Source organism: Pseudolactococcus piscium (assembly GCF_002441695.1).
GTDB lineage: Bacteria > Bacillota > Bacilli > Lactobacillales > Streptococcaceae > Pseudolactococcus > Pseudolactococcus piscium.
The window spans coordinates 173,175-179,798 of record NZ_JXJW01000003.1; the positions used below are offsets into that span (position 1 = coordinate 173,175).

10 protein-coding genes are annotated in these 6,624 nt (G+C 38.7%); all 10 read left to right on the plus strand.

Going from position 1 to position 6,624, the window contains the following annotated elements; genetic code table 11:
• Positions 1-42 precede the first annotated feature (42 nt).
• Complete coding sequence (gene frr / locus RU86_RS02690) at positions 43-600, plus strand: ribosome recycling factor (RefSeq protein ID WP_096813934.1); 558 nt, start codon at positions 43-45, stop codon at positions 598-600.
• Between the two features lie 233 nt (positions 601-833).
• A complete protein-coding gene (locus RU86_RS02695) occupies positions 834-1,697 on the plus strand; it encodes a CvfB family protein (RefSeq protein ID WP_096813935.1) in 864 nt (287 codons plus the stop codon).
• Positions 1,694-2,215 carry a peptide-methionine (S)-S-oxide reductase MsrA gene (msrA, locus tag RU86_RS02700; protein WP_079507122.1) on the plus strand — a complete coding sequence of 174 codons (522 nt, stop codon included), beginning with the start codon at positions 1,694-1,696 and terminating at the stop codon, positions 2,213-2,215. The genes RU86_RS02695 and msrA overlap by 4 nt, the downstream gene beginning before the upstream one ends.
• Positions 2,212-2,421 carry a YozE family protein gene (locus RU86_RS02705; RefSeq protein WP_096813936.1) on the plus strand — a complete coding sequence of 70 codons (210 nt, stop codon included), beginning with the start codon at positions 2,212-2,214 and terminating at the stop codon, positions 2,419-2,421. The genes msrA and RU86_RS02705 overlap by 4 nt, the downstream gene beginning before the upstream one ends.
• Before the next feature lie 58 nt (positions 2,422-2,479).
• Complete coding sequence (locus tag RU86_RS02710; protein ID WP_096813937.1) at positions 2,480-3,340, plus strand: PhzF family phenazine biosynthesis protein; 861 nt, start codon at positions 2,480-2,482, stop codon at positions 3,338-3,340.
• 382 nt (positions 3,341-3,722) lie between these two features.
• Positions 3,723-4,013, plus strand: coding sequence for a WXG100 family type VII secretion target (locus RU86_RS02715; protein ID WP_096813938.1), 291 nt, complete (start codon positions 3,723-3,725; stop codon positions 4,011-4,013).
• Between the two features lie 13 nt (positions 4,014-4,026).
• Complete coding sequence (locus RU86_RS02720; protein WP_096813939.1) at positions 4,027-4,524, plus strand: hypothetical protein; 498 nt, start codon at positions 4,027-4,029, stop codon at positions 4,522-4,524.
• Positions 4,517-4,771, plus strand: a complete 255-nt coding sequence (locus RU86_RS02725; protein ID WP_096813940.1) for a hypothetical protein — start codon at positions 4,517-4,519, stop codon at positions 4,769-4,771. Before RU86_RS02720 ends, RU86_RS02725 begins: the two co-directional genes overlap by 8 nt.
• Positions 4,758-5,873, plus strand: a complete 1,116-nt coding sequence (gene essB / locus RU86_RS02730; protein WP_096813941.1) for a type VII secretion protein EssB — start codon at positions 4,758-4,760, stop codon at positions 5,871-5,873. Before RU86_RS02725 ends, essB begins: the two co-directional genes overlap by 14 nt.
• Before the next feature lie 4 nt (positions 5,874-5,877).
• On the plus strand, positions 5,878-6,624 hold a 747-nt coding region (locus RU86_RS02735), incomplete at its 3' end, for a hypothetical protein (RefSeq protein ID WP_218839029.1).

Genomic DNA, 6,624 nt, shown 5'->3' on the forward strand with positions numbered 1-6,624 from the left:
GTAGGTTGTGACTCACTCATTTATAAAAAAAGGAAATGTATTATGGCAAACGAAATCGTAACAAATGCAACTACTCGCATGAGACAATCTATTGACAGTTTACAACGTGAATTTGGTAGTATTCGTGCAGGTCGTGCAAATGCAAGTCTACTTGACAGAATCACTGTTGAGTACTACGGTGCACCAACACCATTGAACCAATTAGCAGGTATTTCTGTCCCTGAAGCGCGTGTTTTATTAATCACACCGTTTGATAAGACTGTGATTAAAGACATCGAGTCAGCTTTGAATGCCAGTGATTTAGGGATTAATCCACAATCAGATGGTAATGTGATCCGTCTTGTCATCCCAGCATTGACAGAAGAACGTCGTAAAGATCTGGCTAAAGAAGTTAAAAAGACAGCTGAAGGTGGTAAAGTAGCCGTTCGTAACATCCGTAAAGATGCCATGAATGATGCTAAAAAATCTGAAAAAGCAAAAGAAATTACTGAAGATGACTTAAAAACGCTTGAAAAAGACATTCAAAAAGCAACTGATGATGCTGTGAAAGAAATCGATCAACATACAGCGAATAAAGAAGAAGAGCTTTTAACAGTTTGATTAGAAAAGGTACGGCTGACGTCTGTGTTGGCAGTGCTTTTTTATATCAAGTTTACTTGTCTCATACTAAGAGATAGGGTTGTATCTACGATGAGTATCGGGAGTAAAAGTGGTCAAGACAAATCACTTAACCAAACTTGCATTTATGGTATAATAAGGAAAACATGTCTTGATTAGGCATAAATGTGTAGATAAATATAGCATAGTGATAAACTAGATATAAAGAGGATATAATGTCAGAATTAAATAACTTAATTGCAACCATGGTGACGGGTAAAATCACAGATGAAAATGAGCAAAATTACTACATCCAAAAAGAGGGGCTCATTTTCAGATTGCCAAAGGATGAGTTAAGCTTCAGCATTGGTGATGAGGTAACTGGGTTTGCTTATACAGATAAGTCGGGTAAACAATGTTTGACCTTAACTACGCCAACTGCCACACGTGACACATATGGTTGGGGAACAGTAACGGATGTCAGAAAAGACTTGGGTGTCTTTATTGATGTTAATATCCCTGAAAAAGATGTCGTTGTATCGATCGACGTGCTGCCAGAGATGAAAGAATTATGGCCTAAAAAAGGCGATAAGTTATATGTTAAGCTAGACGTTGATAACAAGGACCGGATTTGGGGAGAGATTGCTTACCCTGAAACCTTTATCGAGATGTCAGGCAAGGCTTTTGATAACATGCAAAACCAAAATATACAAGCCATTGTCTACCGGAATAAACTATCAGGTAGCTTCGTCTATTTGCCAGAACATAACATGCTTGGGTTTATCCATCCAAATGAACGCTTTTTTGAACCGAGACTTGGACAGGTACTGGATGCGCGTGTCATTGGCTATCGCGAGATTGATAGAACCTTAAACCTTAGCTTAAAACCACGTGCCTATGAGATGTTGGATGCGGATGCCCAATTAATCGTCACTTATTTGGAGCAACAAGGTGGTCATATGCCACTTTATGATAAATCATCTCCGGATGCGATCATGGCAACATTTGCTATCTCTAAAGGCCAATTTAAAAAAGCACTCGGTGGCCTGATGAAACAAAAGAAAATCAAACAAGATGAGACAGGAACGACATTAATATGAGTCAAGAACGCGCAATTTTTGCCGGCGGCTGCTTCTGGTGCATGGTACAACCCTTTGAGGAAATGCCAGGTATCCTCAGTGTCATTAGCGGCTATACCGGTGGTACAACAGAAAACCCAACTTATGAGTCTGTCTTGTCACATCAGACGGGGCACACAGAAGCTGTTGAGATTATCTTTGATAACACGCTTGTGAGTTATGCCAGTCTAGTTGAGTTATACTGGACCTTAACAGACCCGACAGATGCTTTTGGTCAGTTTCAAGACCGTGGTGATAACTATCGCCCTGTCATCTTTTACGATACAGAAGCACAAAAAGAGATCGCACAAGCAAGTAAGGCAAATCTGCAAGCTTCAAAACGGTTTGACAAAGAGATCGTCGTTGCGATCGAGCCTGGTCAGCCATTTTGGCCGGCAGAAGCCTATCATCAAGGATTTTATAAAACAAATCCAGCTAGATATGCCATGAGTGCCCAGTTAAGACATGATTTCCTCAAAAAACAGTGGGGGAAGGCATGAGTTTTTACACCTTTTTGATGAAACATCGTGCCTATAAAGAAGTTGATGATGTCACTAAACTTGCTAATCTAGTCTATGAAGATTCGACCTTTCCAAAGCAAGCATCTGATTTTGATGTCATATCAAGTTATTTAGAAACACATGCTAATTTTGCCTTTAACCTATCGATATTTGATGAGATTTGGGAACTTTATCTAGCCAACTAGGATGTAGTGGTGGGGTGATCATCTAGTATTTTTAGTTGTACCAAAGAAGGGATTTAAGATGGTAGAGGTTTATGTCGTTAGCGCGTTTAGTAAAGCAAATGCTGGTGGAAACAAGGCTGGTATCGTTCTTGATAGACCGGACTTAGAGAAATCACAAAAAATAGCAATTGCCAAAACGTTAGGCTATTCTGAAACTGCTTTCGTAACCCAATCAACACAGGCCGATTTTTGTTTGGAATATTTTACGCCAACTGAGGAAGTGCCACTGTGTGGACATGCGACCATTGCCACATTTTCACTCTTAAATACATTGGGAAAATTAGATAAAAGTGCGTACACGATAGCCACTAAGTCTGGTGTTTTAAAGATAGAGATTGCGCCTGATGGCCTCATTTTTATGGCGCAAAATCCGCCTAAATTCTATGAACAATTACAACCGAAATCATTTGCAGGATGCTTTGACACTGCCTATATAAATGAGATACTACCGATTGAAGTTGTCTCTACAGGCTTGAAAGATATTATACTACCAATCAAGACTAATCAAGACTTAATGCAATTGGTACCTGATTTCCAAGCAATAGCCGAGCTCAGCAAAAAACAAGCTGTAGTTGGCTTACATGCATTTACGCTTGATACACAGGAAAATAGTGACGATCGTGTTATCAATTGTAGGAATTTTGCACCACTATATGATATTGATGAGGAATCAGCAACGGGCACTGCTAATTGTGCATTAGCCTGCTACCTTTTTAAACATATTGAACAAAGAGACCAATACGTTTTTGAGCAAGGACACTGTCTTGGTAGCCTATCTCGTATTATTGTTAATTTGTCTAGTCAAGATGATACCATCACTTCTGTAAGTGTTGGTGGAGAAGGCTATTTTATTGAGAAAAAATCGTTATTAATTGACTAATCTCAATAATGAACACGCAACATAAGGCAGGCAAACTTGATAGCAGACGACATTTGTCAGCATGAGTTGGCAAATGAAAGAGAGAACGTTATACTAATCCGGTATGCCAGAAAAAGCATAAGATCTTGATTGAGGCGTTTTTTCAAGCGATGTGCCACATGCGATAAACGCGTCTTGATGTGAACAACAAAATATAAAATTTAAAGACCAAGCAGGGGATTGATGCTTGGTTTTTTTCTTGTCTTAAAATGACGTTTGTGACTGCAAACGAAAAAAGAAGTAAAACAAAAAATTAAATTACTTGACAGCTTCCTTTTGTTTTGTTAGACTGTCAGTATATATTAGAAAGCGCTTTCAAAAGATGGAAGCTAAGGTGATAATCATGGCACAAATTAGTGTAACCCCAGAAGAACTAAAAGAACAAGCACAAGTTTATGTACGTTCAAAAGAAGATATTGAGCTAGCGATTCAAAATGTGAACCGGATGAATGATACGATTGCACAAGAATGGAAAGGTGCAGCGTTTGAAGCCTACCTTGAACAATACAACCAACTGTACGTAAACGTTCAAAAATTTGAGGATTTACTTGCGGATATTAACCAACAGTTGACGAGATATGCTGATACGATTGCTGAACGTGATGCACAAGATGCGCAAAGTTTTGGCTTTTAAAAGTGAGCGCCTTTTGAGGTGCTTTTTTTCATGGAAAAGTCTTGTCCTTATTCTAGGCATGATTGGGATATTTGGGTCACTTACAGTCCAGGCTGACAGTGATGGTAGTCTCAAAATAAAGTCAGATATGCTTATGCAAAACCCAATACAATTAGGGGGAGTGGGAGATTTTCCGATACGTGGGAAACTCTTCTCGTCAGAAGTGAGTAAGTTGCTGGATCAAAAAGACATAGCCTACACTGGCTGGATAAACCAAGCAAAAGCAATAGATTTTTCCACAACTGCTAAAGCTGTTTCAGATGGTAAACAAGTCCAACAATTGCTTTTTGACAGCTATCAGCCTAAGGTGATTACAACAAATACTCAAGAAAATAACAAACAGTCAAATGAGCTACTGTTGTTAAGTTTTTTTGGTCTGCTATTGCTTAGTGTGCTAGGTGCTATGCTTGGTAGAGGGTATGGGATGCATAAGCTGAGGAAACAAAGAAGGAGCCGACTAAAGCATGATTGAATTGACCCTGCTATATAAGCAACAGACTTTAGATATATTCGTACCGAGAAAACTAAGCTTTAATCGGTTAAGCTGTCTATTAAAAGAGACCTTTGCTGAGAATGGGGAGCTATTACCAGATAATTATCTCTTGAAATTTGTTGATAAGACAGTTATCATGGGCGAATCTGATTATTTAGGTGATTTTGGTGTGTCAAATGGTGATAGACTAGAAATTTTGGTAGGAGAAGTAAGTGAAGTTATTTAATGGGAAAGCGTATCTTGAGTGTGCCAAATCCGACGACAAGGTGCAAATTATAGTCGATAAAACGCAGTATGATAAAGAAGCAATCACAACGATCCAAAGTTATGTTCAGGTCAATCAAATCGGTGATGAGTTAACTCTGATCTATAGTCTGCCTCAGGGTGCTATCCCCTTTGATCAGGTAGCCAATCAGGCTAGAACAAAACTAGAAAAATTGCGCTTAGCTAATCAACTGAGTCAGCTAATTGGGTTGACAAATGATTATCAGATTCCCTATTTGCACCCTGAAAATATGTACATGGTAGGTGAACAGCTAGTTGTTATCCACTCAGGTTTAGCAGGGATTTTGACGCCGGATCATCCAGAAGCAGCACTGTTTTTGGACAATCTCAAATCATTGGTATTATCCTTATTTATGCCGAAATTATCTTATGAAAAGATTTTGGCTGGTCTTTCTGCTTTTGATGAGAAATTTGCAAAGCAAGTCGTTGAGGCTGATAGCACAGAGGATCTTTTTGCTTTCCTTCGTCAAGAGCTGGCACGAATAGAAGCTAAACTCAAAGCAACGAAGCGACTTGTGTCGAAACGCACCTATCAAGTTTATCGTGTTATTGGTGTCCTTGCGATTATGATCGCACTTATATCGGGTATTTCTTGGTATCGTGCATCTACCTCAGATAAGCAAAAAAGAGACATTATCGAAGCACAAACGAGTTTCATCATCAATAACTATGCCAAAGCACAAACAGACTTGGAAAAGTATGAACCAAAAGCCTTGAATAAGTCGGCTAAATATATCCTTGCGGTATCCAGCATCAATTTAGCTGATTTAACTGCTGCACAAAAACAGGTCGTTTTAAACAACGTATCAATTAAATCGGATGACAACACATTGAACTATTGGCTCTATATGGGACGTGGGGAGTTTGAGAAAGCGCTCAATTTAGCACAGAACCTTGGAGACGAGCAGTTGACGCTTCTTGCTTATACGGACTTGTATCAGGCAACGAAACTCAACGATAAGATGGCTGGTGCTAAGAAACAAAAACGGCTAGCAGATTACAGTAAACAGATAGATGAACTGACGAAAAAATTAGGAAAGTAGTCACATGGGTATTTTTGAAACAAATGAGATAGAGACAGGGGACCATTTTTTTATTGATAATCGCTTAAATCCGAGTGATTTGATTTTTGTCGTCTATTTATTAGGAGATCGTTTAAAGAAAATTAGTTTAACGCAGACCTCACCTTCAGCTAAGTGTTTAGGGTCATTATTTGGTGTTGTGAATAACAAATTACATATTGATGGGTGGTCAACTGATCTAGGCTATCAGGAGATAAAGGGGACGCGTTTTTTAATCCTGTCCAGAGACAACGCCCGGACTTACTTTTTTATTTTCAATATTTATAAAAAATTGGTAATCAGTTCGGATGAATTTGCGGGTATAAAATCACCAGGTAAGACGCGACTTATCTTAGATCAAGATCGATTGATCCTTGATATAAAAGAAGCAGATGTCTATTATAATGATCAAAAAATCGTTGGGCACCATGTTTTCTCGGTTTTTGAAGGGGCAAGTTTTTTAACACCCCATTATCTACTTGAAAAACGTCCAAGCCAATGGAAAATAACGGTTTTTTCAAATGATTTTACCTTTGAGCCAAATCATGTTTTACTACAAAAAAGAAAAAGTGAGTTTCCAAAAGACTTCCCTGACTATCGACGAAGTCCCAGACTGAATCTAGAAGTCCCAACAGATAAATTCAAGTTACAAGGGTCAAGCAAACATCAAGAAAAGAAAGGGAATAGCCTTTTAAAGATGATCATGCCACCGCTTATGATGATTGGGATGACA